Origin of the sequence: Plesiocystis pacifica SIR-1 (genome assembly GCF_000170895.1) — a bacterium.
Taxonomy (GTDB): Bacteria; Myxococcota_A; Polyangia; order Nannocystales; family Nannocystaceae; genus Plesiocystis; species Plesiocystis pacifica.
In genome coordinates this window covers 1-26,283 of the sequence record NZ_ABCS01000091.1, presented here as the reverse complement: position 1 = coordinate 26,283, position 26,283 = coordinate 1, and the positions used below count along the sequence as shown (strand labels likewise).

General features: G+C 71.4%; 21 protein-coding genes. 12 read left to right on the top strand and 9 right to left on the bottom strand.

The window, feature by feature from the left end; all coding sequences use genetic code 11:
* Positions 1–9: 9 nt before the first annotated feature.
* Positions 10–1,434 carry a hypothetical protein gene (locus PPSIR1_RS32095; RefSeq protein ID WP_006975402.1) on the top strand — a complete coding sequence of 475 codons (1,425 nt, stop codon included), beginning with the start codon at positions 10–12 and terminating at the stop codon, positions 1,432–1,434.
* A gap of 7 nt (positions 1,435–1,441) precedes the next feature.
* On the opposite strand, the gene PPSIR1_RS32090 is transcribed toward PPSIR1_RS32095, so the two are convergent.
* Positions 1,442–2,446, bottom strand: a complete 1,005-nt coding sequence (locus PPSIR1_RS32090; RefSeq protein ID WP_157596189.1) for an MBL fold metallo-hydrolase — start codon at positions 2,444–2,446, stop codon at positions 1,442–1,444.
* A gap of 132 nt (positions 2,447–2,578) precedes the next feature.
* Between PPSIR1_RS32090 and PPSIR1_RS32085 the strand changes: the two genes are divergently transcribed.
* Complete coding sequence (locus tag PPSIR1_RS32085; protein WP_006975400.1) at positions 2,579–3,031, top strand: hypothetical protein; 453 nt, start codon at positions 2,579–2,581, stop codon at positions 3,029–3,031.
* A gap of 22 nt (positions 3,032–3,053) precedes the next feature.
* Here PPSIR1_RS32085 and PPSIR1_RS32080 read toward each other — a convergent pair whose 3' ends face one another.
* Positions 3,054–4,100 (bottom strand): alpha/beta hydrolase, encoded by a 1,047-nt coding sequence (locus PPSIR1_RS32080; RefSeq protein WP_006975399.1) that lies wholly within the window; start codon positions 4,098–4,100, stop codon positions 3,054–3,056.
* A 304-nt stretch (positions 4,101–4,404) separates the two neighbouring features.
* On the opposite strand from PPSIR1_RS32080, the gene PPSIR1_RS32075 reads away from it, so the two are divergent.
* The 3 genes from PPSIR1_RS32075 (at position 4,405) to PPSIR1_RS32065 (ending at position 7,962) form a co-directional block, all read left to right on the top strand.
* Complete coding sequence (locus PPSIR1_RS32075; protein ID WP_045117186.1) at positions 4,405–5,274, top strand: DNA-methyltransferase; 870 nt, start codon at positions 4,405–4,407, stop codon at positions 5,272–5,274.
* Positions 5,275–5,432: 158 nt separating this feature from the next.
* Positions 5,433–7,244 (top strand): multicopper oxidase family protein, encoded by a 1,812-nt coding sequence (locus PPSIR1_RS32070; RefSeq protein WP_006975397.1) that lies wholly within the window; start codon positions 5,433–5,435, stop codon positions 7,242–7,244.
* A gap of 37 nt (positions 7,245–7,281) precedes the next feature.
* A complete protein-coding gene (locus PPSIR1_RS32065; RefSeq protein ID WP_157596188.1) occupies positions 7,282–7,962 on the top strand; it encodes a redoxin domain-containing protein in 681 nt (226 codons plus the stop codon).
* Positions 7,963–8,116: 154 nt separating this feature from the next.
* Here the strand turns inward: PPSIR1_RS32065 and PPSIR1_RS44425 are convergent, their stop codons facing one another.
* From PPSIR1_RS44425 to PPSIR1_RS32040, 5 genes are all read right to left on the bottom strand, one after another.
* Complete coding sequence (locus PPSIR1_RS44425) at positions 8,117–9,055, bottom strand: hypothetical protein (RefSeq protein WP_006975395.1); 939 nt, start codon at positions 9,053–9,055, stop codon at positions 8,117–8,119.
* 207 nt (positions 9,056–9,262) lie between these two features.
* Positions 9,263–10,219, bottom strand: coding sequence for a HEAT repeat domain-containing protein (locus PPSIR1_RS32055; RefSeq protein ID WP_006975394.1), 957 nt, complete (start codon positions 10,217–10,219; stop codon positions 9,263–9,265).
* Positions 10,219–11,871 (bottom strand): protein-arginine deiminase family protein, encoded by a 1,653-nt coding sequence (locus tag PPSIR1_RS32050; RefSeq protein ID WP_086001889.1) that lies wholly within the window; start codon positions 11,869–11,871, stop codon positions 10,219–10,221. Before PPSIR1_RS32050 ends, PPSIR1_RS32055 begins: the two co-directional genes overlap by 1 nt.
* A gap of 415 nt (positions 11,872–12,286) precedes the next feature.
* Positions 12,287–13,099 (bottom strand): hypothetical protein, encoded by an 813-nt coding sequence (locus PPSIR1_RS32045; protein ID WP_006975392.1) that lies wholly within the window; start codon positions 13,097–13,099, stop codon positions 12,287–12,289.
* A complete protein-coding gene (locus PPSIR1_RS32040; protein ID WP_006975391.1) occupies positions 13,096–15,441 on the bottom strand; it encodes a M1 family metallopeptidase in 2,346 nt (781 codons plus the stop codon). Before PPSIR1_RS32040 ends, PPSIR1_RS32045 begins: the two co-directional genes overlap by 4 nt.
* Before the next feature lie 62 nt (positions 15,442–15,503).
* On the opposite strand from PPSIR1_RS32040, the gene tsaE reads away from it, so the two are divergent.
* The 4 genes from tsaE to PPSIR1_RS32020 all read left to right on the top strand — a co-directional run bounded on the left by tsaE (position 15,504) and on the right by PPSIR1_RS32020 (position 19,995).
* Entirely contained in the window at positions 15,504–16,037 is a 534-nt protein-coding gene (gene tsaE / locus PPSIR1_RS32035; RefSeq protein ID WP_006975390.1) for a tRNA (adenosine(37)-N6)-threonylcarbamoyltransferase complex ATPase subunit type 1 TsaE, read from the top strand.
* Positions 16,038–16,454: 417 nt separating this feature from the next.
* Positions 16,455–16,649 (top strand): hypothetical protein, encoded by a 195-nt coding sequence (locus PPSIR1_RS32030; RefSeq protein ID WP_006975389.1) that lies wholly within the window; start codon positions 16,455–16,457, stop codon positions 16,647–16,649.
* Positions 16,650–16,660: 11 nt separating this feature from the next.
* Positions 16,661–19,012, top strand: coding sequence for a bifunctional 23S rRNA (guanine(2069)-N(7))-methyltransferase RlmK/23S rRNA (guanine(2445)-N(2))-methyltransferase RlmL (gene rlmKL / locus PPSIR1_RS32025; protein ID WP_006975388.1), 2,352 nt, complete (start codon positions 16,661–16,663; stop codon positions 19,010–19,012).
* A 14-nt stretch (positions 19,013–19,026) separates the two neighbouring features.
* Complete coding sequence (locus tag PPSIR1_RS32020; protein ID WP_157596187.1) at positions 19,027–19,995, top strand: alpha/beta hydrolase family protein; 969 nt, start codon at positions 19,027–19,029, stop codon at positions 19,993–19,995.
* A gap of 82 nt (positions 19,996–20,077) precedes the next feature.
* Here the strand turns inward: PPSIR1_RS32020 and PPSIR1_RS32015 are convergent, their stop codons facing one another.
* The gene (locus tag PPSIR1_RS32015; RefSeq protein ID WP_157596186.1) at positions 20,078–20,902 is read right to left on the bottom strand and encodes a prolipoprotein diacylglyceryl transferase; all 825 of its coding nucleotides are present in this window, start codon (positions 20,900–20,902) and stop codon (positions 20,078–20,080) included.
* Between the two features lie 168 nt (positions 20,903–21,070).
* On the opposite strand from PPSIR1_RS32015, the gene PPSIR1_RS32010 reads away from it, so the two are divergent.
* Positions 21,071–21,991, top strand: a complete 921-nt coding sequence (locus PPSIR1_RS32010; RefSeq protein ID WP_006975385.1) for a GGDEF domain-containing response regulator — start codon at positions 21,071–21,073, stop codon at positions 21,989–21,991.
* Positions 21,992–22,010: 19 nt separating this feature from the next.
* Here the strand turns inward: PPSIR1_RS32010 and PPSIR1_RS32005 are convergent, their stop codons facing one another.
* Positions 22,011–22,661 carry a hypothetical protein gene (locus PPSIR1_RS32005; protein ID WP_157596185.1) on the bottom strand — a complete coding sequence of 217 codons (651 nt, stop codon included), beginning with the start codon at positions 22,659–22,661 and terminating at the stop codon, positions 22,011–22,013.
* A 972-nt stretch (positions 22,662–23,633) separates the two neighbouring features.
* Between PPSIR1_RS32005 and PPSIR1_RS32000 the strand changes: the two genes are divergently transcribed.
* Both PPSIR1_RS32000 and PPSIR1_RS31995 read left to right on the top strand, forming a co-directional pair.
* Positions 23,634–23,927, top strand: a complete 294-nt coding sequence (locus PPSIR1_RS32000) for a hypothetical protein (RefSeq protein WP_006975383.1) — start codon at positions 23,634–23,636, stop codon at positions 23,925–23,927.
* Between the two features lie 6 nt (positions 23,928–23,933).
* Positions 23,934–26,283 (top strand): SIR2 family protein (locus tag PPSIR1_RS31995; protein ID WP_198154662.1); only part of this gene is annotated, 2,350 nt, incomplete at its 3' end.

Here is a 26,283-nt window from a genome sequence, read left to right as displayed (position 1 = left end):
AGTTGCGGAGTGTCGAGCTCGAGCTTCACGGGCATGCTCGAAGTCATGAACCCGCGGGCCTCGACCTCGTCTCAGCGCTCTTTTTTGGCTGCCATCTCGTCGGCCTTTGGCGATCGAGCGCGACATTTCGGCGCCGCCCTCGGGCTCGGGGCGCTCACGTGCATCTCGGCCTGCGCCCCGGACGAGGGCCCGCCGCGCTGCGACGACTTCGACCACGGCATCGAGCTGGAGGCGGCCTCGGGCCTGAGCCCGCAGGACTTCGAGGTCGTGTGCGATACGCAGTGGACGGCCGCGATGGCTGCTTGGGCGCCGGCGGAGTCGCGCCTGGTACCGCCGGCTCACGCGGGGCTGAGCCTGCATCCCCAGGGCGGCTACCTCGTCGACTTTGGCAGCGACCACCCGAGCAGCGCGCTCTCGGAATGGTTCGGGATGTTCGAGGCCGTGGGCTCCACGGACCCGAGCGAGGCGCGAACGCTGCGGGTCGACGGGGACATCGCGGCGCAGTGGAGCTCGCCAGCGGAGCGGATCCGTGTCGACGGCCAGGGGCAGCTGTGGGGCGTCGACGCAGGCCACCCGCCGGGCGCGGAGGGCACCCTGGACATCGAACTCGAGGCGGCGAGCTTGGTGCAGATCGACGCCGAGACCGGGGCGATCACGGCGGGCAGCGCCTGGAGCTTTCCGCCGGGGGCTCAGGACCTGGACCTGGTCGCCGCTGCCGAGGGCGAGCCCGGGCTATGGTTCACGCTGCGCACCGAAGGCGGGGCGAGCGAGCGCCTCTATCGGCTGAGCTCGCTGGACGAGGACCCGGCGATCATCGTGGAGCGGCCGACGCCGAACACCGACCTCATCTCGGGCTGGATGTCCGTCCAGCCCCTCCCCGATGGCGGCGTGGCTTGGGGGCGAGGCCGCGGCATGCTCGACGTGCACGCGGCCGACGGTGCGCTGCGCTGGACCTTCGAGGCGCCCGTGGAGGAGCTCGAGCGGGCCTCTGTTCCGATCCTCGCCGCGAACGCGGACGGGCAGGGGGCCATCGCGTGGGCGGTGGGCGGTCGCCTGTACCTGCGCGGCGTCGACATGGTCGATGGCAGCACGACCTGGGAGCGAGACTACGCGCGCTACGCCATCGCGCCTGGGGAGCTGTGTACCGAGGCGCCGGGCTGCGGGCTTGTCCAGTGGCCCTCGGGCATTGTTGCGAGCCCGAACGGGGGCTTCGTGCTCGTGTCCATGGACGGCTTCCCGAGCCACGACTGCGCCTTTCAGCCCCTCGTGCTCGAGCTCGATGGGGCGGGGGAGGGCATCCGGGGCCACCGCGTCGGGACCTGCGGCACGGCGGCGCCCGTGGGCTACGACGCCTCGGGGGCCCTGGTGATCGATGGCCAGGCGACGGAGGACGGCGAGGGGGCGGACCGCTTCCTGATCCGCCTCGAGCCCTGAGCGGGGGCTATTCGGTGATGGCCTGGAAGACCATCCGCCGGCAGTGGCTGTGGGTGAACACGTCGACTCCGCCCAGGCGGTCGTCCCAGCGGTCCACGACGGGCGCCTCGCACTCGGCGGTCATGCGCTCGAAGCCGAAGTTCGCGGTCACGTAGGGGTTTGGCGTCCACGCGAGGATCTTGCCGATGTCCTGGACGGGCGCGTTGCCAGCGGCCGCGCGGGCCGACTCGCGGACGTCGAGGGCGTAGTCGAGCTGGTCCTGGACGTCCTGGCGGTCTCCGACGTTCGCGTGGCCGCCGACGAAGTGGTCGAAGTCGTAGGCGAGGAGGTGGTCGTAGACCGCGAAGTAGGCGTCGATGTCCTCGGCGATGGCGAACTCGTGGACCGGGACCCACTTGGGGAAGGCGACGTCGATCATGCTCAGGACCTTTTGCTGGGGCAGGTAGACGGCGATGTTCCCGGGGCCGTGGGCGGGCCCGTGGTAGGCGAGCTCGATGCTCACGCCGCCGACCGTGAGGCTGTGGCGACCTTCGAAGGTGATGTCTGGGGCGCGGCGCCGGGGGTCTTTGCGCGCTTCGAGGGCCTCGGCCGTGAGCGCGTGGGCGACGACGGTCGCCTCGGGGAAGAGGTCCGCCCGGCCGATGTGGTCGGTGTGCGCGTGGGAGTAGATCAGGTGGCTGACGGGCTTGTCCGTGACCTCCCGGATGGCGTCGACGTAGGCCTCGCCGAGGGAGGGCGGGGCGTCGAGGACGACCACGCTCTCGTCGGTGACCACGAACATCGCGTTGTGGCTCCACCCGCTCACGAACCACGCGCCCTCGCCGAGCTCCTCGAGGTAGTAGCCCGTGTCGGGGTCGACCGGCGGGTTGATGGACTCGGCGGGCACGCTGGAGTTGAACAGCCCGGTCAGCCGGAGCAGGTCGTGGACCGGCGTGAGCAGCACGAGGAGCCAGGTGGTGAGCAGGGCGATCGCGGCGATCAGGACCCGGTTCCAGTGTTTGGGCGTCATCATCGTCATTTTTGTACCGATGTGAACATATTAGGGAGGCTGCGCGGGCGGTCAAGTTGATTTTATTCGGATCGGTATTTAATTGTCCGAGCGCTGCGCCGCTCGGCGCCTTGGGCTAGGCTGCGACTCAGACCCATGCATATCCGCCTGACCAAGCTCAGCGACCACCGCCACCGCTTCGAGGCCGCGCGCGCCGACGGCAGCGTCGAGGCGGCCGAGCTCGAGACCCGCAGCCTGCTGGTCCACGATCTGACCCACTACGCCGTCGAGGCCCAGGCGCGCCTCGACGGCGGCTTCTACGGCTTGCTGGCCCGCGGCGTGGCCCTCGAGCGCCTCGCCGACGCGGGCTGGGCCGGGGCGCCCGCGTCCTTGCAGCGCGTCGAGGCCCTGGTCGGACCGATGCAGGCCGTGGTCGGGGGCAGCCTCCCGGCCCAGCGCTACGTCGAGCTGGCCGGGGACGAAGCGATCACGTCCGCGTTCGTGGCTGGCGTGGTCGAGCGCATGCGTCGGCTCCAGGGCGAGTGGCGGGCGCTCCCCTACGGCCAGACCATGGCCCTGGCGTGGCCGCCGACCGACTGGGAGCGCTGAGCGGGCAGGGGGCTCGCCCGGTTCAGGGCGGAGGCTGCAGGAAGCCGAGCACGGCCGCGACGAAGGCCTCGGGGCGCTCGAGGTGGGCGGCGTGGTCCGTGTCCGGGAGGACCACCCAGGCGCGCTCGGGGACGGTCAGGCGCGTGAACAGCTTGGCCTGGAACAGGGGCTTGGCGATGGGGTCGCCCGCGCCGTGGATGACCAGGGTGGGGTGGACCAGCGCGGCGGGGTCGAGGGCGTGGAGCTGCTCGAAGTGGCGCCAGTCGGCGCGCACGGGGTCGGCGGCCAAGCTGGCGTCGACGTAGGCCGTGATCGCGGCCTCGGAGATCGAGCCCTTGGTGATGAAGTCGCTGCGCGCGGCTTCCTGGGTCGTGGGCGCGCGCTCGGGCTCGGCGTCGGCGTCGCTCGGCGGGTAGCGGGCGTCGACGTCTCGGGGGTAGCCGTAGAGCACGAGCTTGCGGGCGTCCTCGGGGTGGCGGAGGAGATCGAGGTGGCTGACGAGGGCGCCCATGGACCAGCCGAGCAGGTCCGGCGCCTTGCCCTCGCGCTCGGCGACGAGCTTCATGGCGGCGTGCAGATCGTCGGCGGCGCGCTCGGGGTCGAGCCAGCCCGTCGCGTCGCGCTCGCTCTCGCCGTAGCCGCGCAGGTCGACGGCGTAGACGACGTAGCCGGCCGCGGCGAGGTTGTGGGCGAGGGACAGACGGGGGTCCCCGTCGACGCGCAGATCGAAGTCGGGGACGCTGCTCCAGGTCCGGCCGTGGACGAGCACGACGGCGCCGCGGGCCTGGCTGGGGTCCGCGGGCCCGAGGCTCCACAGGTTCAGGGCGTGGCCGTCGTCGGCGACGAGGGGGATGGTCGTGGCCGCCTCGGCGACGGGCAGGGTGCCCTCCGCCGGACCTGGCCCGGGCTGAGCCGGGGGTGCTTCGTCGGCCGCGGGCATGCTGTCCGGCTTGGTTTGGGGCGGTGGGCAGTCGTCCGGGGCCTCGCCCTGGGGGCAGCCGGCGGCCGTGGCCAACACGCCGAAGAGCGCGAGGACGGGGAGCGAGAGGGGGCGCGGGGGCTTCCGCATGGGGCGTACGGTCGCGCCGATGGGCGGCGGACGCAAGCCGTGCCCCCGGTCCGGTTTGGGGCGGCCCTTCCCGGATGGACGCTCTCGTGTAGCATCGAGCGCTGTGAGCGAGCCCGTCGATCCCGCCCCGAGTGCGGCGGATGCAGACCCGGCCCAGTCCACCGCCGAGGAAGCGGCCCCCGCACGGCGGTCGGCGCCCGTGGAGGTGGTGGCCTCCGCACAACCAGCGGGCCCCGTCGAGGAAGCGACCCCCGCCGAAGTCTCGGCGCCCACCGAAGAAGCAGCCCCCGCCCCGCGCGTCGAGATCTTCGAGGGCAACAACCTCGAGCTCCTCGCCGCGCAGCCCGACGGCAGCTTCGACCTGATCTACATCGACCCGCCCTTCAACACCGGCAGGCGCCAGAGCCGGACGCGCACGCGCATGGTCGGGGACGCCGAGGGCGATCGTCGGGGCTTCGGCGGCAAGCGCTACCGGACCATCAAGGTCGGCACGCGCAGCTTCAGCGACAGCTTCGACGACTTCCTCGAGTTCCTCGAGCCGCGACTGGTCGAGGCCCACCGCCTGCTCGCGCCCACGGGCTCCTTCTTCCTGCACATCGACTACCGCGAGGCGCACTACTGCAAGGTCCTGCTCGACGACATCTTCGGTCGGGCGAGCTTCATGAACGAGCTGATCTGGGCCTACGACTACGGCGCGCGCAGTAAAAAGCGCTGGTCGTCCAAGCACGACACCATCTTCTGGTACGCCCGCGACCCCAAGAACTACACCTTCGAGTTCGAGGCCATGGATCGCATCCCCTACATGGCGCCGGGGCTGGTCAGCGCCGAGAAGGCGGCGCGGGGCAAGACCCCGACGGACGTGTGGTGGCATACGATCGTCCCGACCAAGGGCAAGGAGCGCACGGGCTACCCCACCCAAAAGCCCCTCGGGATCCTCGAGCGCATCGTCAAGGTGCACTCTCGCCCCGGGGACCGGGTCCTCGACTTCTTCGCCGGCAGCGGCACCACGGGGGAGGCCTGCGCCAAGCTCGGTCGGAATTGCACATTGATCGACGCCAACCCCGAGGCGATTGCGGTGATGCGCCGCCGCCTCGAGTTCGCGAATCCGCGCATTGTCGAGGCCGAGCGTCCAAGCGAACAGGCGATCGCTGCGCCAGACGACAAACCGTCCTGAAGCTGGTACTGGCGAGGTTTACAGGTATGTCGAGCAACCCACGAGGTGGGCCTCGGCGCCAGTGCGATCTCCGCAGTCACGCGATTTGTTGCATGCGAAGGCCGCGTGTTTGTGGCTGTCGCATTCAGGGTATGGTGATTTTGCCTGCGATCTGGGCAATGAAAGCGAAGGACTCCATGATGCACCACGATGGATTGATTTTTGGGGCCCAGGCCCGCACCGCCCTGGCCGCGCTCGCGGTCGTCAGCTTGCCCCTCGTGGGCCTCAACGCCTGCGCCGACGACGGCGGGGAGGACGACGAGGTCGGCGAGTCGACGGGCGACACGGCGGACACGACCACGGACACCACGGACACCACCGACACCACCGACGCGACGGAGACCGAGACCGAGACGGACGCCGAGTCGGAGACCACGGGCGAGCCCGAGGATCCCTCGCCGGAGTTCGAGAACCCGCCCGAGATCGTGTCCGAGGGCGGCGTGCTCATGGGCGCGATGGAGGTGCTCTACGCCGACAACACCGTGGTCATCAACCCCACCGAGGGCGGCGAGGTCACGACCCTCGACATCTACACGCGGACCTACAACGGCTCGGTCCCGGGGCCCACGCTGCGCCTGTCGCCCAGCGACATGATCGACCTGGACTTCATCAACAGCCTGCCGGAGAACGCCGACGCGGACACGCCGGTCGAGAACCACAACTGGCCGCACCGGCTCAACTCGACCAACTTCCACCTGCACGGCTTCCACGTCGAGCCCACGGGCAACGCCGACAACGTGCTGCGGGTGATCAACCCGGGGGTGACGGTGCCCATCGCCATGGACGTGCCGGCCAACCACAACCCGGGCTCGCACTGGTACCACGGCCACAAGCACGGCTCGTTGCTGATCCAGTTCTACGGCGGCATGTCCGGGATGATCGTCGTCGAGGGCGACCTCGACGAGGTCCCCGAGGTCGCGGCGGCCGAGGAAAAGATCATGATCATCCAGGAGCTGGGCCTCAACGACGCCGGCGAGGTGCCCGAGCCCAACCTCGACGCCCAGACCGCGGCGGACCTGTTCGACATCACCCAGCAGCTGTTCCCGGTCAGCGGCAAGGTCAACCCGATCATCCGCATGGCCCCGGGTGAGGTCCAGCGCTGGCGCCTGCTCAACTCGACGACGGCCTCGATCATGAACGTCGAGCTCGACGCCCACGACCTCCACGTCATCGCCGAGGACGGCATCACCTACGACGCCATGGACACCGTCGGCGCCCTGCAGATGGCCCCGGGCGACCGCGCCGACGTGCTGATCCAGGCGGGGGCGCCGGGCACCTACCTGCTCAGCTCGCCCATGGGCATGCCGATGCCGGGCATGGAGCCCGAGTCGCAGGTCTTGGCGACGCTCATCGTCGAGGGCGAGGCCGTCGACATGGGCCTGCCCTCGGACCTGCCCGAGCCCGACTACATCCTGCCCGACACCAGCGCCGAGACGCCGGACGAGGTCTACTCGATCAGCTTCGAGAACGGCATGGAGCCCGGGGTGTTCACCATCTCGGGCGACGCCTACGACCCCAGCTGCTACAACTACATCCTCCAGCGCGGGGACGTGGTCGACTGGGAGATCACCAACAACGCGGGCATGGGCGCGCATCCTTTCCACATCCACACCAACGCCTTCCAGGTGCTCGAGATCAACGGCATGCCCGAGAGCCCGGCGCGCTGGCAGGACGTGGTCCCGGTGCTCGGCAACGGCGGCTCGGTCCGGGTGCGCATGCGCGTCGACGACTTCGTCGGCGGCATCTTGCTGCACTGCCACATCACCACCCACGAGGAGCTGGGCATGATGCACAAGCTGGTGATCGTCGACGACACCATCCCCGAGGCCGACAAGGTGCCCGCGGACGAGGTCGACCTGAGCGATCCGGCCGACTTCAACCCGGACATCCCGGGCTACTACGTCAGCGAGAACTTCAACCTGTGTAACTGAGGGCCGCGGACCCGGGGGCGTCGGCTAAGCTGTGTCGGTGCGCCCCTCAACCGCGCTGCGTCGACGCGCATGCTCGAGCCCCCTGGGCGCTCGGGGGCGCGTCGCGTTGGTGGTCGGCCTGGTCCTTGGCTGCGCGCCGAAGGCCGTCGACTCGGGCAGCGAGGAGCCGACGCGCGCACAGCCGGCGGAGCTCGCCGAGGTCGAGGCGAGTCCGTGCCCCGACCCGAGCGTGGACCCGCGCTTTCCCGACGCGCTGGGTCCTGGGGACTCGCTGACCGAGGCGGCGCCGGGCCTCGAGCTGCCCACGGCCGACGGGGACCTGCGCGTCGAGGAGCTGCTCGGCGCCGGGCCGGTGGTCTTGATCTGGCTCGGCGGGGCCGAGCACCGCAAGGTCATCGCGTGGCTCGAGGCCACCTTGGCGGCGCTGCCCGAGCTCGAGCGGCGCGGGGCCAACGTGCTCGTCGCGCGGCCGCTGGCCGTCGCGGGGGCGCTGCGCTGGGCCGAGTCGGCGGGCGTGCAGGTGCCCGTGGTCGGGGACACCAGCGGGCACCTGCGCGCGGCCCTGGGTCTGCGCGGGGAGGCTCGGGATCCCGTCGAGCGCGGCGTCTGGGTGCTCGGGCCGTCCGGGCGCGTGCTCGCCCGAGGCCTCGACGAAGGCACGCCGACCCTCGAAGCGCTGCTCGCCGTGCTCGACGGCACGTGCCCCCTCGAAGGCTGACGCTCTTGGCGGGCGGACGAGACTCGACGCCCGCCGCGGACGGCTCTGGCGGGTGTCGAGTCGCCGATGAACCGTCAGGCCCGCCGTGGGCGCTGTTTCTGGGCGCGACGGGGTTGTGGCTGTGGGCGCGCTGCCGTCGTGAGCGGCGAGCCGACTAGAAGCGCCCGGAGATGCTCGCCCCGACGCTGCCGGGGGCGCCCGCGGGGGAGACCGCGACCTGCATCTGCTGGAACTTGCGGTAGCGAGCCAGGTTGCGCTTGTAGTTGCCGGCCCACGCGAAGTTGGCGAAGCCGACGTTGAGGCCAAAGGCGCCCACGTCGGACGCGGCGATCCAGGCCGCGCGCCGCTGCACGTTGCACTCGTAGGTGGTGCACGGGCTCTTGGCGTCGGTGTAGACGAGGGCGAAGTGGCTGGCGATGGACGCGATGCCCAGGCCGGTGAACACCGCCCCGGCGACGTAGCGCGAGTTGGGGTTGCGCAGCCGGGCGCCGCCGAAGGTGCTGTCCCAGGCCTGGCGCTGGCCGAGGGCCCCAGAGCCGATCATGGTCAGGACCATGCTCGAGCCGTAGAGCATGCCGATCTGGAAGTCCCCGCCGTCGACGTAGGGCGGGTCGTAGTAGTCGAAGCACTCGGTCACCGAGCTGTCTGCGTCGCGCCGGGCTCCGTCGCAGTAGGTCATGGCCATGTCGACCCGACCGATGCGCACGCTCAGGCCCGCGGTGAACAGGGCGGCGCCGCTGATCATCAGGCCGATGCCGGGCAGGGGTCGGCGGGGCATGGCGGCGGGGACCGGCGCAGGCAGGGGCGGAGGCGCGACGGGCTGGCTGCGCGCCGTGTCTGCGCTGGGGCCCCACTGGGCCGCCGGAGGCTCGGGGGCGGGCGCCGGCGGAGCCGTGACCACGACGATGGGCGCGGGCTCGGGGGCAGGATCAGGCGGCGCGGTGACGACCACGATCGGCGCGTCCACGTCGGGGCTGGCGGGCTCCGCTGCCGGAGCCGGCGCGGGCGCAGCCTCTTCGGGCAGACTCGGCGGGCCGAGCATGAGGGTGGACGCCAGAGTCGCCGTGAGGCTCAGTCCCAAGGTGGCCGGCATGGCGCGAGGGTAGCACCTCGCTCGCCCCCGCGCCCGAGGGCAAGCCCGCTGCGTGTGCGCGGAGTCGGGTGGGGGATCACCCGGGCCCCGATCGCCCGGCCCGTCGCGCGCGCCGGCTCTGGGGTGAAACCAAAGCGAAACCAAAAGAGAAGGGCGCCCCGCTCGGGGCGCCCTTCGTCTTTGGATCAGGTCGATCGGAGCAGCGACCTACTGGGCGATGCGCTTGGCCGCGCGAGCGACCGTGGGATCGGCGTCCTCGAGCAGGGTAGCGAACTGGGTCATGCCCACCGCGGCGCCAGGCTCGACGCGCTCCATGGCCTGGAGCGCGCGCAGACGAACGTCGGCGTCCTCGGAGCCGAGCAGCGGCGCGAGGTCGCTGGCGCTGCCGACCTTCAGATAGCCGATGGCCTTGGCGGCGGCGGCCTGGACGCGAAGCTCGCTGTCACCAAGGGCAGCGATCAGCTCGTCGCCGAGGGTCGCCCCGCCCTCGTGCATGGCGAGGGTGTCGGCGGCGGCGATGCGGACTCCGACGTCGGCGTCGGCGAGGCCCTGGGCCAAGGTGGCGAAGGCGTGCTCACCCTCGGCGCGGCGCATGCTGTTGACCATGGCCACGCGGACCTCGGGCTCGGCGGCGGCGAACAGCTCGCTGACGGGCAGGGCGTAGTCGCCCTTGGTGCGCTGCAGCGCGTCCATGAGCGCGGCCTTGACCGGGGCCGCGTCGTCGCCGTTGACGTAGCGGTGGAGCAAGACCACGGCGGCGTTGGGGTCCTGGAACTCCGGCGCGACGAAGCGCAGCATGCCGGCGCGGGAGGGCTTGGCCTCGGCGCTCATGAGCGCGTCGAACCAGTCGGGGGCCTCACCCTGGATGCGGCTGACCTCGGCGCCGAGCTGGGCCTGCCAGTCACCGGCGAACGCGGCGGGCTGGCTGGCGGGGGCGGCGGGGGCCTCGGCGTTGACGGCCTCGAGCACCTCGGCGGGGATCTCGAACTCCGCGCTGGCTTGCTCGGCCTGGGACTTCGAGGGGGTCGCCGGGGCGTACTGGCTCGAGCGCTCCGTCGTCTCCTCGCCGGTGTCACAGGCAGAGGCCAGACCGAGGGCGGCCAGGGTCATGAGCGAGGCGCCGAAGGTCTTGGACAGGATGGTCTGGGTGATCAGGTTGCGCATCAGTTCGCTCCTTCCAGGCCGAGCAGCTCAGCGCCGTCGACGGTCCAGTCGGCTTGGGGGGTCCGGGTCACGTTGGTGCCGCAGTGCACCTCGCCGAGCAGCAGGTGGTAGCTGAACCAGTCGTCGGTCCACACGACGTCGAGGCCGTCGGGCATGCGCGCCTCGAAGTCCTGGGCCCAGGGGTCCGACTCCGGGCCCTCGGCGTCGTTGCGGAAGAAGGGATCGGGGACCATCAGCTTGATGCCCTTGCCGTCGATGTTGGCGACGATGAGGTTGACCGTGCCGGTGGTCATCGCCCCAGCGCCGCAGTTGCCCTCGGCCTGGAAGATGGTCGGGACCTCGATGATCTCCTCGTCGGTCAGGCTGAGCGCCGACTTGAAGGCCTCGCGGATGCCGTCGAGCTCGTTGACCTGGATGTCCTCGTTGTAGGCGCGCAGGGCCGCGTCGGCCGCGATGTCGCCGGCGGTCGCGTAGCCGTAGGCGCTGTTGTAGCGGTTGGTCGGGTGGCCCGGGTCGATGCTGTCGAGCAGCTCGAGGCCCGAGGCGGTGTCGGCCAGCAGCAGGCGGTAGCCCTTGGGCGCGGTCGGGTCGGGGACGAAGCTCGAGAACTCGTCGACGTGGCCGACGCACAGCCAGATGGAGTCCAGCGGGAAGGGCTGCTGGAGGGTCTGCTCGTCGAGGAAGGTCGCGAGCGCGCTGTCGAGGCCCTGGCCGTTCTCGAGGCCGTAGTAGATGCGGCCGAAGGGGAAGCCGGGCGCCGGCGGGCTGGCGTCGAGGTTGCCGAAGGCGTCGAAGGTCGTCGCGTTGGTCGGGCTGCCCCAGGTGCCGATGAACCAGTCGGTTTGCGGGCCGAACTCGTCCTCGGGGAAGTTGTCGAGGCCGCGGTCACGGATCGAGTCGATGACCGTGTCGAGGCGGCCGCCGGCGGCGTCCGTCGAGGTCGCGAACTCGATCTCGTCCTGGATCCAGCGGTCTTGCTGGTACATGACGCCCTGGACCAGGCTCACGTCCGAGGTCAGGGCCTCGAGGTAGTCCATGACGTACTCGGCGTTGTCGCTGGTCTGAACGATCCACAGGTGCTCGGCGGGCATCAGGTGGTGGTTCATGATCGCCGGCGAGCTGACGAGCTCGATGGTGTCGGACTCGACGGCCTCGCCACCGGAGACGTGGTCGATGACGACGGAGCCGCGGGCCAGGAACTCACCAAACTCGACCCACAGGGTCTCCTCGCCGCTGGGCGTGAAGGTGTACTCGAGGATGGGCTCGGCCGCGCCGCTGCCGAGGACGTGGGCGCCGTTGTGCCACATGCGCATCAGGTCGGCGTCGCCGCTGAGGGTCAGCCGCACGCTGTCGCCGTCGGAGAAGCCCGCGACCTGATCGGCCGTGATGGTCAGCGGCATCAGATCGGTGTCGGCGTCGAAGGGCGGCGTCAACCAGTCCCGCTTGCCGTCGAGGTCGTCGTCGTCGTTGTTGTTGACGCCGTAGATGGGCCCAAAGGTCCAGTCCGCGGAGCCGCCGTCCTCACCGGCCGTGTCTTCAGCTTCGTCATTGCCATCGTCGTTGCCACCGTCGTCTCCACAGGCCGAAACCAGGAGGGCGAGGCTCGCCGCGGCGATGACGACCATGGGTCGCATCGAAAGCGTACGCTGCATCGTCGGAAGGTACCCCGAACACGGGGGGAAACAGAAGCCCAAAACTCGGCGTTGGGCCCCCGCGCGCACGCCCAATTCACGCCTACGCCGAACTCCGTTGGAGGTTTCGCCAAAGCGCGCGCGCAGGGTCACGCGCCGCAGATCCGCGAGTGTCTCGGCGGCCGTCTCCAGGTGCAAGCGCGGGCTGAGTCGTGGACGTGGGGCAGGGAGGGCGTGGCGTCGTCCACGACGGCTAAAGCTGAGTCGTGGACGTGGGGCAGGGAGGGCGTGGCGTCGTCCACGACGGCTAAAATAGACAGAGGGGCGGACAGGACGTGTTCTGGCCGACCCTCTGAGACTCGCTCTAGGGTCGACTTTGATAAAGCGTCTAGTCGAGTCCTGGAGCACGAGCGGACCGGGCGCCCCGGTTTGGGTTTCAGTCCGGCGCGCGCGGCTGGGCGAGCTCCACGGCCAGGCTCACGCGCCACAGACCGGCGATCAACGCGAGCAGGCCGACGCCCCTGGCGATCCACAGCGCGCCCGCGCCGAGCTCGGGGCGGGCGACGAGCAGGGCGGCGGCGAGGCCGACGAACAGCTGCGCGCCGATGAGCAAGGTCCCAGTGGCCCACCACAGCGGTCGACGGACGACCTCGACGAAGCCGCGCAGGAAGCTGCGCGGGTGGTAGGGGCGGGCGTGCTCGAGCACCACGGCCGCCCGGGCGCGATCGAGGGCGAGGGTCGGGAGCGCGGCGAGGGGCAGGGCGACGATCAGCCCGGCGGGCCCGAGCAGGCTCACCGGGAGGGCCGCCAGACCCAGGCACAGGGCGCGCGCGAGCAGGGCGTAGGCGCCGTGGACGGCGCTGGGCAGGACGAAGCGGGCGCTCGCGTGGGCGAGGGCGCCGGCGCGGGCCTCCCCCGACAGGCGGGTGAGGATCGCGGGCGCGACGACCACGGAGAAGGCGAGGGCGGCGAGGCTCGAGCTCGCCACGGCGAGGGCGACCATGGCGATCACGCCGGGGTTGGTGATCCCGAGCTCGGCGACGCCGCGCAGGAAGTGCTCGGTGTCGAACCATCGATGCTGGCCCATGGTGGCCGAGGCCGACCAGCGCGGGGCGTAGGCGAGGGCGTGGGCGAAGGCGAGCTGCCCGGCCCACAACACGGCGACGAAGCCCGGCATCGCGAGCACGCGCGCCAGGGCGCGCGCGGGGCGGATGCGCTGGCGCGCCGGCGCGGTCTCGGCCGCGCTCAAATCCCGAGCCCTCCGAGGGAGGCGAGGGACAGGGCCTCGCTCAGATCGCCAAACCACTCGGACAGGGCGCTGCCCCGCGACAGCTCGGCGGCGGGCCCTTCGACCTCGGCCTTGCCCCCCGGCTCGGCCCACATGCCGTTGTCGAGGCGGTGCGGCTCGAGCACGAGGGCGCGCTGGGGGTCGAGGCGGACCCGGACGACCCGGCGCCCGGGGAAGTCGAAGCGGGCCTTGGGGGCCTGCCCGTCCCAGGTGAACACCCGCGCCTCGCCGTCGGCGAACTCGACGGCGATCTGCACGGGGACGCGAAAGGGCGAGGCGCGGTGGATGAGGACGTTGCCCTCGATCTCGTCGTCGCGCAGCTGATCGATTTCGCTGGTCCACGCGCTCGTCGAGGCCGTCGCGCGCAGGGGCCCGAGGGGACCCTCGGCGCCCACGTCGGCGGGGGGCTCGTGGCCAAAGGCGGACGCGACCGCCTCGCTCATGGCGCGGACCTGGGCCTCGCGCGCGCTCTCTTCCCGGCCGGTGGCGGCCGCGGCGAGGCGGTGCCAGCCAGCCCTGCCCAGGCGCCGGCGGTTGCTCACCTCGAGCACGCGAAAGTCGATGACGCTGGCCTGGCGCAGGGCCTGGTCGAGGAATTCGCGGACGTCGAGGAAGACCGGCGCGTCGTCGAGGTCGCGGCCAACTTCGACGCGCCCGTCGTCGCCGCCGATGACCTCGACGAGGGTGTCCTCGAGCAGGGCCCCGTCGGGGTGACCAAAGCGCGCGCGCTCGGAGTAGCGGGCCATGGCCTCGTCCCAGGGCTCGCGGCCGACGAGCTCGCGCAGGGTCAGCATCGCCGCGGCGGTCTTTTGGTAGGTCACGGCGCCGTAGGTCCCCGCCAGCGGATCCCAGCGATCCGCCGGCTGATCGATGGGGTCGACCGCGCCGCGCTGGATCAGCGAGATGGCGGTGATGTCCTTGGTCGTCAGCGGGTGGCCGAAGGCGCGGAACATCGCCGGGTCCTCGCCGTGGGCGTCCCAGTAGACGAGCACGTTGCTGGCCGAGTTCATGCCCTCGTCGAGCCACGGCTGGGCGTGCTCGTTGGACGCGAACAGGCCCTGGAAGTACTGGTGGCCGAACTCGTGCACGCTGGTATAGGTCCCGGACCAGCGCTCGCTGAACACGGCCGGGTGGATCCACTTGGAGCGCTCGACGTCCTGGGTGGTGTAGAAGGTCGGGTACTCCATGCCGCCCGCGCCCTCGGCCCCCGCGGGCGGGTGGACGATGGTCAGCGTCGACCACGGGTAGGGGCCAAAGCGCGGCTCCATGCTCTCGAAGGCGGCGATCTGCGCGGCGAGGTGGGCCCCGGCGGAGTCGAGGTGCTCGGGCTGGATCAGCTGGCGGATGCGGATGCCCTCGTACTCGGCCCAGGTCTCGACGAAGTCGGGGTCGGCGGCCCACGCGAAGTCGTGGACCATCTCGGCGCGGTACTCGACGCGCTTGCGCCCGCCGCCGAGGTCCTCCTCGCCCACGCGGATGCCCGTCGCGCCGACGACGAAGTCGCTGGGCAGGTCGAGGGCCACCTCGTAGTCGCCGAAGTCGGCGTAGAACTCGGAGAACAGCGAGAAGGTGTGGGCTTGCCAGGTCCCGTCGGCCTCGAGCACGCCGATCTTGGGGAACCACTGCCCGGCCATGTGGAAGTCGCCGTAGTAGCCGGTGCGGGCGAACACCCGGGGCAGGCGGGTGAGGAACTCGACCTCGATGACCACGGTCTCGCCCGGGGCGACGGGGGCCCGCTCGCCCAGCTGCACGGTCATCGTGCTCGGGTCCGCGTCCTCGGCGTAGGCGAGGGCCTCGCCCGCGGCGGGGGCCTGCTCGAGGGCCACGGAGGTGCCCGCGCTCGAGCGGGCGAGGAGCTCGACGGAGCGGACGTCGACGAAGCCCCAGCGGTCGCGGGCGAAGGCCTCGCCGCGGTGGCTGCCCCGGGCCGTGCGCATCCACGCCGTGTCCTCGGCCCGGAAGGCGTTCATGTACAGGTGGAAGGGCAGGCGATCGACGGCGTGGGCGGTGGGGTTGGTCCACGCCATCCGCAAGCTGCCGGCGATCTCGTGGCGCTGCTCGTCGAGGCGGGCCTCGATGGCGTAGTCGACGACGTGGGCCGACTCGGGCACGCGGCCGCGCAGGGCCTCGGGGCGCAGGGCCTGCTCGGGCTCGGGCAGGGGCTGCTCGAGATCCAAGCCAGCGACGCGCTCGAGGCCGCGATCGAGGGGGGCCTCGTCGCAGCCGCTCGCGCCCCCGGCTCCGAGGACCAGCGCCAGCGCGATGGTGGCGCTCGCGGGTCGTCGTCGGGGGGGCAGCGCCATGAGCGACGATCGGTACCACCGGCCTTGTCGTCGGCGCAACGCTGGGGGTATGAGCTGACGCCGTGACGGTCGGCGAAACCAACGGGGTGCTCGACGAGACTCGAATGCGCGCGTGGGCCGAGGCCCTGGGCGCGCGCTTGCGAGGGGGCGACGTCCTGCTCCTGCGCGGGGCCATGGGCGTGGGCAAGACGACCCTGACCCGGGCCCTCGCCCGCGGACTCGGCGTCGCGCGACCGGAGCGGGTGTGTAGTCCGACCTACACGGTGTGCATGCGGCATCCCGTCGCGGGGGAGCAGGGGAGCGCGCGGGAGCTCGTTCACCTCGATCTCTTCCGCCTCGGCGAGCAGGGCGAGGGGCCCGTGAGCACGGCCGCGTTCGAGGCCCTGGGCCTCGAGCACGACGAGCTGCCCGGGCCCCACGGCGTGCTGGTGGTCGAGTGGTCCGAGCTGTGGGCGGAGCCGCCCGCCGAGCACCTCGAGCTGACGCTGTCGCGGGATCCGGCCCAGACCGAGGTCCGCACCCTGAGCGCCGTGGGCAGGGGCGCGCGCTGGAGCGCGCTCGGTCTGGACTCGGCCCTCGCCATCGACGCCTTTTGAGTTCTGTTCTGCCCCCACAGGGAGCTGGGGACCGGGGGCGCTTCGTCGCTGCCCGCTCCTCCGCCATGGTTGTGGGGCAATGGGGTTCGTGCCTTTGAGAGGGCATGTGGTCGCCCCGCGCAAGCGGGGGCGTGGATTTGTTGACAGCCCCTGAGTCGTGGACGTGGGGCAGGGAGGGCGTGGCGTCGTCCACGACGGCTAAAATGGACAGGGACTGTGAAAAATTCACGGTCCCTGACTCGTGGACGTGGGGCAGGGAGGGCGTGGCGTCGTCCACGACGGCTAAAATAGGCAGAGGGTCGGGCAAAACTCGTTTTGGCCGACCCTCTGAGTCGTGGACGTTCACGATGGCTAAAACCCGAGGGCGCTTTTCAAGGCCTCCGCGCGCCGCTATGGTCCGCGTTCGCCTTCCCCACCATGGCTCGCAAGTCCACAAAGCAGGAAATCCTCGTCGTCGGATCCAAGGTCAAGGCCATCGTCCGCGACGCGGGCCTGCGCAGCGACGGTGAGCTCGTGGCTGCGCTCTCGGGGCGGGTCCACGCCATGCTCGAGGGCGCGATCGTCCGCTGCACTCGAAACATGCGCAGCACGGTGCGACCCCAGGACCTCTAGGAACCACAACCATGTCGATGTTGGAGCTCTACGTCACCGCGCCCCGCGGCGCGGAGGATCTGCTCGCCGCCGAGCTCGAGGCCCTGGGCCTGGCCAAGGTGCGGGCGCGCAAGGGCGGCGTCGAAGCGCGCGGGACCCTCGAGCAGGCCTACCGCGCGTGCCTGTGGTCGCGGGTCGGGAGCCGGGTGCTCGCGGCCGTGGCCACCCTCGACGCGGGCGACGGCGACCTGCTCTACGCGAGCGCCCAGGCCATCGACTGGACGACGCACCTGCGCCGCGGGGCGAGCCTGGCCATCTCCTCGGGCGGCGCGGTCGTCGGCGGCGAGGGCGGCCGGGCGCGCATCGACAACTCCCACTTCGCGGCCTTGCGGGTCAAGGACGCCATCGTCGACCAGCTGCGCGAGCGCTGGGGCCGGCGCCCCAACGTCGATCTCGATCAGCCGGACCTGCGCCTGCACCTGCACCTCGTCGGTCGGGAGGGCAAGCTGAGCGTGGATCTTTCGGGCGAGGGGCTGCACCGCCGGGGCTACCGCGTGGCCCCCGTGGCGGCGCCCCTGCGCGAGAACCTGGCCGCGGCCGTGCTGCTGCGCGCGGGCTGGCCGAGCTACCTCGAGAACACGCGCGCGGCCGGGCGCAGCATTGGCCTGGTCGATCCCATGTGCGGCTCGGCGACCCTCGCCATCGAGGCCGCGTGGATGGCCGGCGACGTCGCCCCGGGCCTGGGCCGGGACCGCTGGGGCTTCACGGGCTGGGCCCAGGACGAGCCGGAGCTGTGGCGCGGCCTGGTCGCCGAGGCCGAGGCCCGGCGCGAGGCCGGGCTGGCGGCGCTGACCAGGGAAAAGGCGCGCTTGCTGGCCTACGACAGCGAGCCCCGGGCGGTCGCGGCTGGCATCGACTGCGTGCGCGCGGCGGGGCTCATCGAGCACGTCCACGTCGAGCGCCGCTCTTTGCCGGCCATCGAGGCGCCCGCGCCCAGCGAGGCCGAGGCCGCCCTCGACAGCTGGCGCGGCCTGGTCGTGTGCAACCCGCCCTGGGGCGAGCGCCTCGGCGAGCGCCGCGAGCTCGAGTCCCTCTACGCCGCCCTCGGGGCCCGGCTGCGCGATCACTTCGCGGGCTGGGAGGCGGCCATCCTCACCGGCGACCCCGGCCTCGGGCGCCACCTCGGCCTCCACGCCCGGCGCCGCAACGCCCTCCAGGACGGGCCCATCGAGTGTCAGATCCTGCGCATCCGTCTGGACCCGGCGACCCTCGAGCGCGCCCGGGGCAAGGACGGCGAGACCCGCAAGGTCGGGACCAAGGCGCGGCCCGAGGTGCGCGAGCGCAGCGAGGGCGGCCGGGCCTTCGCCAACCGCCTGAGCAAGAACGCCAAGAAGCTGCGCAAGTGGCTGCGGGCCCACCCCGAGGTGTCCTGCTACCGCCTCTACGACGCCGACATCCCCGAGTACGCCTTCGCCGTCGACCTCTATACCGACGACGGCACTGGTGGGATCCACGCCCACGTGCAGGAGTACGCCGCGCCCAACACCGTCGACGAGAAGGTCGCGCGCAGCCGCCGGGGCGAGGCCCTCGCGGTGATCCGCGAAGACCTCGACCTGCCCCGGGATCGGGTCCACCTCAAGCACCGCCAGCGCCAAAAGGGCCGGGCGCAGTACGAGCGCATGGGCGAGTCGGGGAGCACCTTTTGCGTCGCCGAGGGCCCCGCGCGGCTGTGGGTCAACCTCGAGGACTACCTCGACACCGGCCTGTTCTTGGATCACCGACCGCTGCGCCTCGAGCTCAGCGGCGAGGACAGCCCGGCCGCGGGCAAGCGGGTGCTCAACTTGTTTTGTTATACGGCCGCGGTGTCCGTGCACGCGGCCCTGGGCGGGGCCAAGCACACGACCTCCGTGGATCTCTCGCGCACCTACCTCGACTGGGCCCGGCGCAACTTCGCCCTCAACGGGCTCACGGTCCACGGCCCCGAGGAGGGCGAGGAGGGCCGCAGCGCCAACGACCGCCGCGGGGGGCGACGCGGGGGCACCCGCCGGGCCGCCCACCAGCTCGTGCGCGCGGACGTCCTCGACTGGCTCCGGCGCCAGGGCTCGCTGCGCTGGGACCTCATCATCTGCGACCCGCCGAGCTTCTCCAACTCCAAGCGCATGGACGACTCGCTGGACATCCAGCGCGACCACGTCGAGCTGATCCGCCGCTGCGCCAGCCTGCTCAGCCCCGGGGGCGCGCTGCTGTTCTCGACCAACAAGCGCCGCTTTCGCCTGGACGACGACGGCCTCAACGGGCTCAGCGTCGAGCCCCACGCCCACTCGGTCCCCCGGGACTTCGAGCGCCGGGCGAAGATCCACCAGGCCTGGTGGATCCAGCGTTAGGCTACACTCGCGCCATGCGTACGCGTGGCTTGGTGCTCGGCCCATGTCTGTGTCTGTGTCTGGGCGTGGCTCTGGCCTGCACCCCGGCGTCCGAGGACGACGGGGGTGACGACGCCGCCGACGGGGAGAGCTCGGAGACCGCGGCCGACGACGAGACCAGCTCCGACGAGGGGGAGGGCGAGGGCGAGGACGAAGGCGAGGCGCCCACGCCCGCCGAGCCGCCGACGCCGACCGGCACCTGCCCGAGCTTCACGGACGGCTACCAGGACTTCGAGCACGCCGACATCGAGCCGCGCAGCGCTCGGGTCTGGGCTGGGGACGCGCCGACGCCCGGGGGCATGGTCGTGCTCTACTGGCACGGCTACGGCTCGGCCCCCGAGGAGGCGGTCTACAGCCTCAGCCAGCCGGTCATCGACGCGATCACGGCCCAGGGCGGCGTGGTCGTGGCCCCGACGAGCGCGCCCGACTCGGGCGAGTTCCCGTGGTTCGCCGTCAACGCCTCGGACCGGGAGGACGACATGCTGCTCGGCGACGAGATCGTCGCCTGCGCCATCGAAGAGCTCGGCGTGGACCCGCGCCGCGTCCACGTCACCGGCATGTCCGCCGGCGGATTGCAGACCGCGGCCTTCGCCATGGCCCGCTCGCGCTACGTGGCCTCGGTGGCCAGCTACTCCGGCGGCGTGTTCTCGCCCCTCGAGTTCGAGGACCCGAGCAACCTGTTCTCCGCGATGATCATCCACGGCGGCGAGACCGACGTGTTCGGCGGCTTCGTGAACTTCGACGACCTGAGCAAGATCTGGTTCGACCAGCTCGTCGCCAACGGCAACTTCGCGTTCATGTGCGACCACGGCGGGGGCCACGTCATCCCCCAGGGCTACGGCGTGGACGTGGTCAACTTCTTCTTCGCGCATCCCTTCGGGACCGTGCCCTCGCCCTACGCCGAGGGTTTGCCGAGCGAGCTGCCGAGCGACTGCGCGTTGTAAGGCGTGTCAAAAAGAGCGAGCGCCGACGATCCCGCTCGAGGATCAGTCGGCGCCCCTGGGGCTCAACCTTCTGGGGGGCCGCTCAGCCCTCGCCGGCGGCCTCGTGGCCCTCGCAGGCGGAGAGCGCTTCCATGTCCTTGGCCTTCATCAGGCAGTCGACCTCGGCCTGGGTGCCCTGGTCGATGCAGGCCTGCACGGAGTCGTCGCGGATCTCTTTGAGCAGCTCGGCGATGAACTCGCCGTGGTCGCCCGCGTCGGCCACGGACAGCTCCTCGAACTTGGTCTGCGCGCCCTCGCAGACCTCCTTGGACAGGCCGTCGCCGTGGTGCTTGTCGTGCAGCAGCTCCTCGGCCTCCTTCTCGGCGGCCTCGCAGATCTCGACGTCCTTCACGGACTTGGCGTCGAGCACACACTGGGCCATCTGGGCGAAGACCTCGGGGCCGAGCACGACGACCTGGTGCTCGAAGTGGGTCACGCAGCTGTCGACGTCGCCCTCGGGCTGGTTCTCGGCCACGCGCAGGTTGATGATGTGCTTGCACAGCGACTCGTCGCTGGAGGAGTTCGCGTCGTGGTGGGAGAGGCCGGCGAGGTGACCCCGAAGGGCCTCGTCGCCCGAGGTCGCGTCGGTGCTGGACAGCACGGCGGCGTTGCGGGCCAACATGCCCGACTTGTCGGCGTCGACGTCGAAGTGCTTGGCGTCCCCGGGTGCCGCGCCTGCCTCGCCACCCTCGGGTCCTGCGGCCTGCTTGCTGTCGTCTCCGGCTTTTTTGGTGTCGGGTTTGGCCTCAGCCTTGTCGTCGGACTTGTCGGCCTTGGCGTCGCCCTCGGGCTTGGCGTCGCCCTTGTCACAGGCGCTGGTCAGAGCGAGGGAGAACACGGCGAGGGGGAGCAGGAGCGTGCGCGTCATCGAGCCCAACCGTAGCGGCACAAGCGGGTGGGCAACCACACCTTTGTCACTCGACGTGAGTCACCTTATGTCGCGGTGGTCGCACCCCTCGGCGCCAGCCTGGGCCGGATCGCCGGTCGTCACGACCAAGCGTCGAGCATGTGGTCTAGCTGAGTCATACTGCAAGGGATGATCGACCCCATCGAGGCCCTCGGTCCCGCCACCGTGCTCATCGTCGACGATGATGCGGCGAGCGCCGCCGAGGTTGCCGAGGCGCTGCGCGCTCTGGGGCACGAACCAATGTTCGCCAACGGGTGGATGGAGGCCGTGCGCGCGTTCGACGAGCGCGTCGATCTGGTGCTCATGGACGCCGTCATGCCCGAGGTCGACGGCTTCAAGTTGACGCGCATGTTGCGGGACTCGGCGCGCTCCTACACGCCGATCTTGTTCTTGACGGCGCTGGGCGACGCGGCGGCCAAGGAGCAGGGCATGCTCGCGGGCGCCGACGACTTCCTGACCAAGCCCCCCGATCCCGTCGAGCTGCGCGTGCGCCTGACCGCGATGCTGCGCATTCGCCGGTTGACCCAGTACCTCGAGTCCGAGCGCTCGAGCTACGAGCGCCTGGCCCACGTCGACGAGCTCACCGGGCTGCCCAACCGCCGCCGCTACGACGAGCGCATGCACTCCGAGCTCGCCCTGGCTCGGCGCAGCGGTCGGCCCGTGACCCTGCTGCTCGTCGACATCGATCACTTCAAGGACGTCAACGACAGCCTCGGTCACCAGGTCGGCGACGAGGTCCTGGGCTTCATGGGCGAGCTCCTCGACGCCTCGACGCGGCGCGGCGACTGGCCGTTTCGCTTCGGCGGGGAGGAGTTTGCGATCATCGCGCGCAACACCACGGCCAAGCAGGCCTCGGTGCTCGGCGAGCGGATCCGGGGGGCGTTCGAGGCGCGCAGCGGCGAGACGGCCGCGGGCCTCCGGACTTGCAGCGTCGGGATCGCCAGCTTCGAGCCCGCGGACACCCCCGAGGCGCTGTTCGCTCGGGCCGACGCGCGCCTGTACGCGGCCAAGCAGGCCGGCCGCAACCGCGTCGTCTGGGAAGACGAATGAGAAGCTCCGACCCCAAAAACTAGCGCGCGTCCCAGCCCTCGGCCTGGCGCAGCATGTGGCGGGCGGTGACGATGCGTCGCTCCATGATCGGCAGGCTCTCGGCGAGGAAGGGGTCGAGCAGGGTGTCGAGGCCGACGCCGAAGAACAGGGTCATGTGGCGGAGGATCCACAGGTCGACCAGGTCGATGGGCTCGACGTGGCTCGGGCCCCCCGCGGCGCGCACGGCCTCGCGCAGCTCTCGACGTCGGCGCTGGAGCGCGGCCTGGTAGGCGCGCAGCTCCCTCGTGGGCCACTCGACGTGCAGGTGGAGCAACAGCCCAGCCGCGACCAGGCCGCGGTAGACCTGCATCTGGCCGCGGAGCAGGTAGTAAGCGAGCTCGCGCGCGGACGCGTCGTCGATGTCGGGGTCGAAGCCCCACGAGCCCAGCCCGGCCTCGTCTCGACCCCGGAAGATCGTGAACTGGACCCGAGCGCTGCGCGCATTGTCGAGGATGGTCGCGTTCACGGAGTTCGCTTCGATCGCGCCTGCGTCTGTGCCCGAGTGCACCTCGGCGCGCAGCTGGTCCAGGCGCTCCAGCGGCACGCGCAGGTGGGTCGTGGGCGTGATCACCAGCGCCGCGCGTCGTACGCCATAGAGCTCGCAGTCGAGGCGGGAGAAGGCGAGAGGCACGAAGGCTGAATGTGCTCGCGACCCCGAGGAAGTTACACGGTCAGTCGTGAATCAATACCCTCATTCTCACGCGCTGGTGTGCGCACGCGAGAGCGTCTGGAACTCGATCTAGAGGCACTGGACACAGCAATGAAGTTCGCGACAGCCCGGCGGGCTGCCCCGCTCGGGGGTGGGCGCTCGAGTGCCAGCGCGCTGGTGCTTTCAGCACTGCCCTTGCACCCAGGGCGCGCCAAAACGCCCCCGCCCCTCGGGCGTGCCCTGGGGAGTGGCCCGACGGCGCCACGGCCGGTGCAAGCACGCCAAGCCTGACGTGATGTGTCATCGTTCGAATGTGTGCAGGTGGGGGGAGGGAGCCTCCCTTTTCATCATTGGGAAAGCCGTGGTTCAATAAATGATCTGATCTCGAACATCAGGGAGATCCATGCATTCGTGGCGATCGAAAGATGACGATCTCGATGGAGCGCTCGGGGCGAAAACAAACAAGAGAGGGAGGGGGGCGCCCGCCCTCGCCAGCCCGAGGGCTCGTCCGAGCGTCGGCCCTTGCTGCGGTAGACCTGGATGGTGACGACCAGATCGTTGAAGTCCCTCGCGACCGCCGTCGCGCCGCCGTCGTTGGTCGCGAAGGTGTAGGGCCAGCGGGCGCGGGGCCAAAGCTGGTTCTCCGTGCCCCTTCGCTCGCGGACGTCGATGACGTCTCCGTTGAGCGCGCTCTGGATGAAGGAGTCGCCGTCGCCCGCGGTGGTTCCAACGCCACATTCAAAGTCGGCTTTTGGGCCGGAAACATGAATGTCGAGAGAGGAAGTCGGGGTGAGGTCGACAGGATCGTTTGGCGAATTGAAGAGCGGGCCGACACGCCTTGGGGATGGTGTTTCGTTGACTTCGTGAATGTGTGCACTCTCGGCGTATGTGTCATGATTGGGGCCCGGTGACGGGCGCTGGCTGGTTGGGACCCCGACGCGCTATCATGGCTGCATGAGCGACGCGCCAGAGCCTGTCGACGTGGCCGCGAGCCTGTACCGTACGGCCGTGGTCGAGGGCAGCCTGGACGTGCTCGAGCTCAGCGGCGCCGAGCTGCACCTGCGCGGCTCGAGCTGGGTGATCGCGCGGTTGGGCGACGGCGGCCCGGCGCCCAACGCGTTGTGGGCCCACTGGGTCCGGGCGACGCGGGCTCCTGCCCTGGAGCGCCTCGGCGAGCGCCTGGCCGCGACCGAGACCGAGGCCGAGACGGCGACCGAGGCCGAGGCGGCGACCGAGGCCGGGGGCTGAAGGCGCGTGACCAGAGCGTCACTGTTCTCCTTCGACGGGCTCGACAACCTCGCGCGTCGCATCCACGCGGGGCAGGTGGTGTTCTTCGTCGGCGCGGGCTTTAGCCTCGACAGCGAGGGCCTGTCGAGCTTCCGCCTGGTGCTGCGCCTGCTCGCGCGCTTCGACGCGCTCTCGTGGGCCCTGGCCCGGGCGTCGAGCCTGCCCAAGAGCGCGCGGCGCAAGGCCCTGCGCCTGCGCGCGACCCTGAGGCGGACCTTCTCGCTGAGCGCGGCAGCCAAGGCGGCGCTCGACGGCGAGGGCTGGCCGTCCGAGGGCGATCGGCTGACCACCGGCGACGACGCCTGGGCGCTGAGCCAGGACTACTACCGGGCCAACGAGTGGATCGCGGGGGCCTTCGGCTCGCTCTTGGCCCTGGTCGACGCCCTCGACGGGCCGGCGCGGGCGGCCTTGCTGGAGGCGGTGCACGGGCGGGAGGACGCCCTGCTGCGCGGGGTCCAGGGCGAGGGGCGGGATCGGCTGCCGCCCATCGAGGTCCGGCTGCTCGCCGGTCACGGCCCGGATCGTCGGGGCAAGGCCCTGTTCGTGGACACCCTCGGCTTCGCCGATCCCGAGGTCATCGCCGGCCGCCCCCACGCGCCGCGCCTCGAGCAGGCCCAGGCCAGCTTCGCGGGCCGCCTGCGTCCGCGCCACCACATCCTGGCCCGGTGGGCGCGGGAGGGCCTGTGCCGCTCGGCGCTGACCACCAACTACGACCTGCTGCTCGAGGGCGCCTTTCGCCTCTCGGGGCTGGCGGTGCGGACCACCGACGAGCGCGGCGCGACCCCGGAGCAGCCGCTGATGCTCACCGACGTGTCTCACTTCACGCGCATCGGTGAGGCCGTCGAGTACTTCCGCTTTGGCGCCTCGCACCGCTCGGCCTCGATCACCAAGATCCACGGCTGCGCCGAGCGCTACCGGCAGCTGCGCAACGCGGCCCTGGATCAGCTGCGGACCCTCGAGGCCCTCGAGGACGAGCGCTGGGTCGAGGAGGCGCGGCTCGAGGACGCGCGGGCCCGCCTCGACGAGCGCCGAGAGCTGCTCGCCACCTACCTCCCGGCGATCGTGTTCACCTTTCGGGAGATCCAAAACTGGCGCGAGGACGCGTGGTCGCGGGACCTCCTGGCCAACCTGCTGCGCACGCGCTCCATCGTCTTTTGTGGCTACAGCGCCCAGGATCGGGTGATCCACGACGCCTTCCGGACCATCTACGAGGAGATGGCCGACGTCCACGCCCGGGTCCAGGACTCGACGGGGGTGCTCGACGCCCTCGAGGGGCGGCGCCCGGCGCAGATGGGGGAGGGGAGCCACCCGCCGCTGTGGATGCCCGAGCAGTTCGAGGCCGCCGACGCCAAGCGGGCGCGGGCTTTTTTCATGGGCGCGGCCGGGCCGCTCGAGTTCGACGCGCTCGAGATCCTGCGCGCGGCCTCGCGGGCCGAGGGGGTCGAGAGCCCCTCGCAGACCGAGCACCCCAACTACCTGCAGTTTTACATCGAGCGCCCCGACGCCGGGGGCCGGCTCGCGCCCGAGGGCTTCCCGGGCCTCGACGACAGCCTGCGCTGGCTGTGGCACCGGACCCTGCGCTTTCGTCAGCGCCAGACCATCGACGTCGATCTGCGCCGGGTGGTCTCGGGCCTGCTCGGCCACGCCTGCTCCGAGCGCGGGCGCGAGGGGGTGCTGCGCCACTTCGAGGCCCTCAAGGCCGCCGAGGAGCGCTGCGCCCGGGAGTGGGAGCGCGCGGCCCCGGACGCCCTCGGCTTTGATCTGGTGGTCGGGTGGACCGACCGCTTCCACGTCGGGCTGCTGGGCGAGTTCGCGGCCGGGGAGGTGCTGCTGCGCCGCCGCCGGGGCGTGGGCGGCCTGACGCCGCTGTCGGCGACGGGCGCGAAGGTCACGGGCACGGGCGCGGGGCACTCGGCGTGGACGGGGGGGCGCTTTTTCCCGGCGGCCGAGCACCCGCAGTGGACGGTCTGGGCGCTGGTCGTCGAGATCGCCCTGCGCCGGATGATCGCGGCCTGGCGGGGCAAGCTCGACGCGTGGGCGGAGCCCTCGGCCTGCGTGCGCGCGGCGAGCTCGGAGCGCGCGGCCGTGACCTTCACCCGCGGCCCGGTCCACTCCCCCGGCGCGCCCCGGGCCCTGGCCATCGCCCTCGCCGGGCTCTCGCGGGTCGAGGCGCCCTCGCGGGTGCGCGGGGCCTTCGGGGCGCAGGTGCACCACTGGCGCCTGCGCGGGGCCTCGATCCCGTGGTGGCCCGCGAGGCAGGCGAGCCCGAGCACGGCGCTCATCCACGCCCTCCCGGGCACCCCCGACGCCGGGGAGC

Excerpts from the sequence above, each read along its gene's own strand:
- PPSIR1_RS32015 (WP_157596186.1), bottom strand. The coding sequence starts at position 20,902 with ATGACGCGCACGCTCCTGCTCCCCCTCGCCGTGTTCTCCCTCGCTCTG.
- PPSIR1_RS32055 (WP_006975394.1), bottom strand. The coding sequence starts at position 10,219 with ATGCGCAACCTGATCACCCAGACCATCCTGTCCAAGACCTTCGGCGCC.
- PPSIR1_RS32080 (WP_006975399.1), bottom strand. The coding sequence starts at position 4,100 with ATGCGGAAGCCCCCGCGCCCCCTCTCGCTCCCCGTCCTCGCGCTCTTC.
- PPSIR1_RS32010 (WP_006975385.1), top strand. The coding sequence starts at position 21,071 with ATGATCGACCCCATCGAGGCCCTCGGTCCCGCCACCGTGCTCATCGTC.
- PPSIR1_RS32040 (WP_006975391.1), bottom strand. The coding sequence starts at position 15,441 with ATGGCGCTGCCCCCCCGACGACGACCCGCGAGCGCCACCATCGCGCTG.
- PPSIR1_RS32050 (WP_086001889.1), bottom strand. The coding sequence starts at position 11,871 with ATGCAGCGTACGCTTTCGATGCGACCCATGGTCGTCATCGCCGCGGCG.
- rlmKL (WP_006975388.1), top strand. The coding sequence starts at position 16,661 with ATGTCGATGTTGGAGCTCTACGTCACCGCGCCCCGCGGCGCGGAGGAT.
- PPSIR1_RS32020 (WP_157596187.1), top strand. The coding sequence starts at position 19,027 with ATGCGTACGCGTGGCTTGGTGCTCGGCCCATGTCTGTGTCTGTGTCTG.
- PPSIR1_RS32000 (WP_006975383.1), top strand. The coding sequence starts at position 23,634 with ATGAGCGACGCGCCAGAGCCTGTCGACGTGGCCGCGAGCCTGTACCGT.
- PPSIR1_RS32070 (WP_006975397.1), top strand. The coding sequence starts at position 5,433 with ATGAAAGCGAAGGACTCCATGATGCACCACGATGGATTGATTTTTGGG.
- PPSIR1_RS32085 (WP_006975400.1), top strand. The coding sequence starts at position 2,579 with ATGCATATCCGCCTGACCAAGCTCAGCGACCACCGCCACCGCTTCGAG.
- PPSIR1_RS44425 (WP_006975395.1), bottom strand. The coding sequence starts at position 9,055 with ATGCCGGCCACCTTGGGACTGAGCCTCACGGCGACTCTGGCGTCCACC.
- PPSIR1_RS32090 (WP_157596189.1), bottom strand. The coding sequence starts at position 2,446 with ATGATGACGCCCAAACACTGGAACCGGGTCCTGATCGCCGCGATCGCC.
- PPSIR1_RS32030 (WP_006975389.1), top strand. The coding sequence starts at position 16,455 with ATGGCTCGCAAGTCCACAAAGCAGGAAATCCTCGTCGTCGGATCCAAG.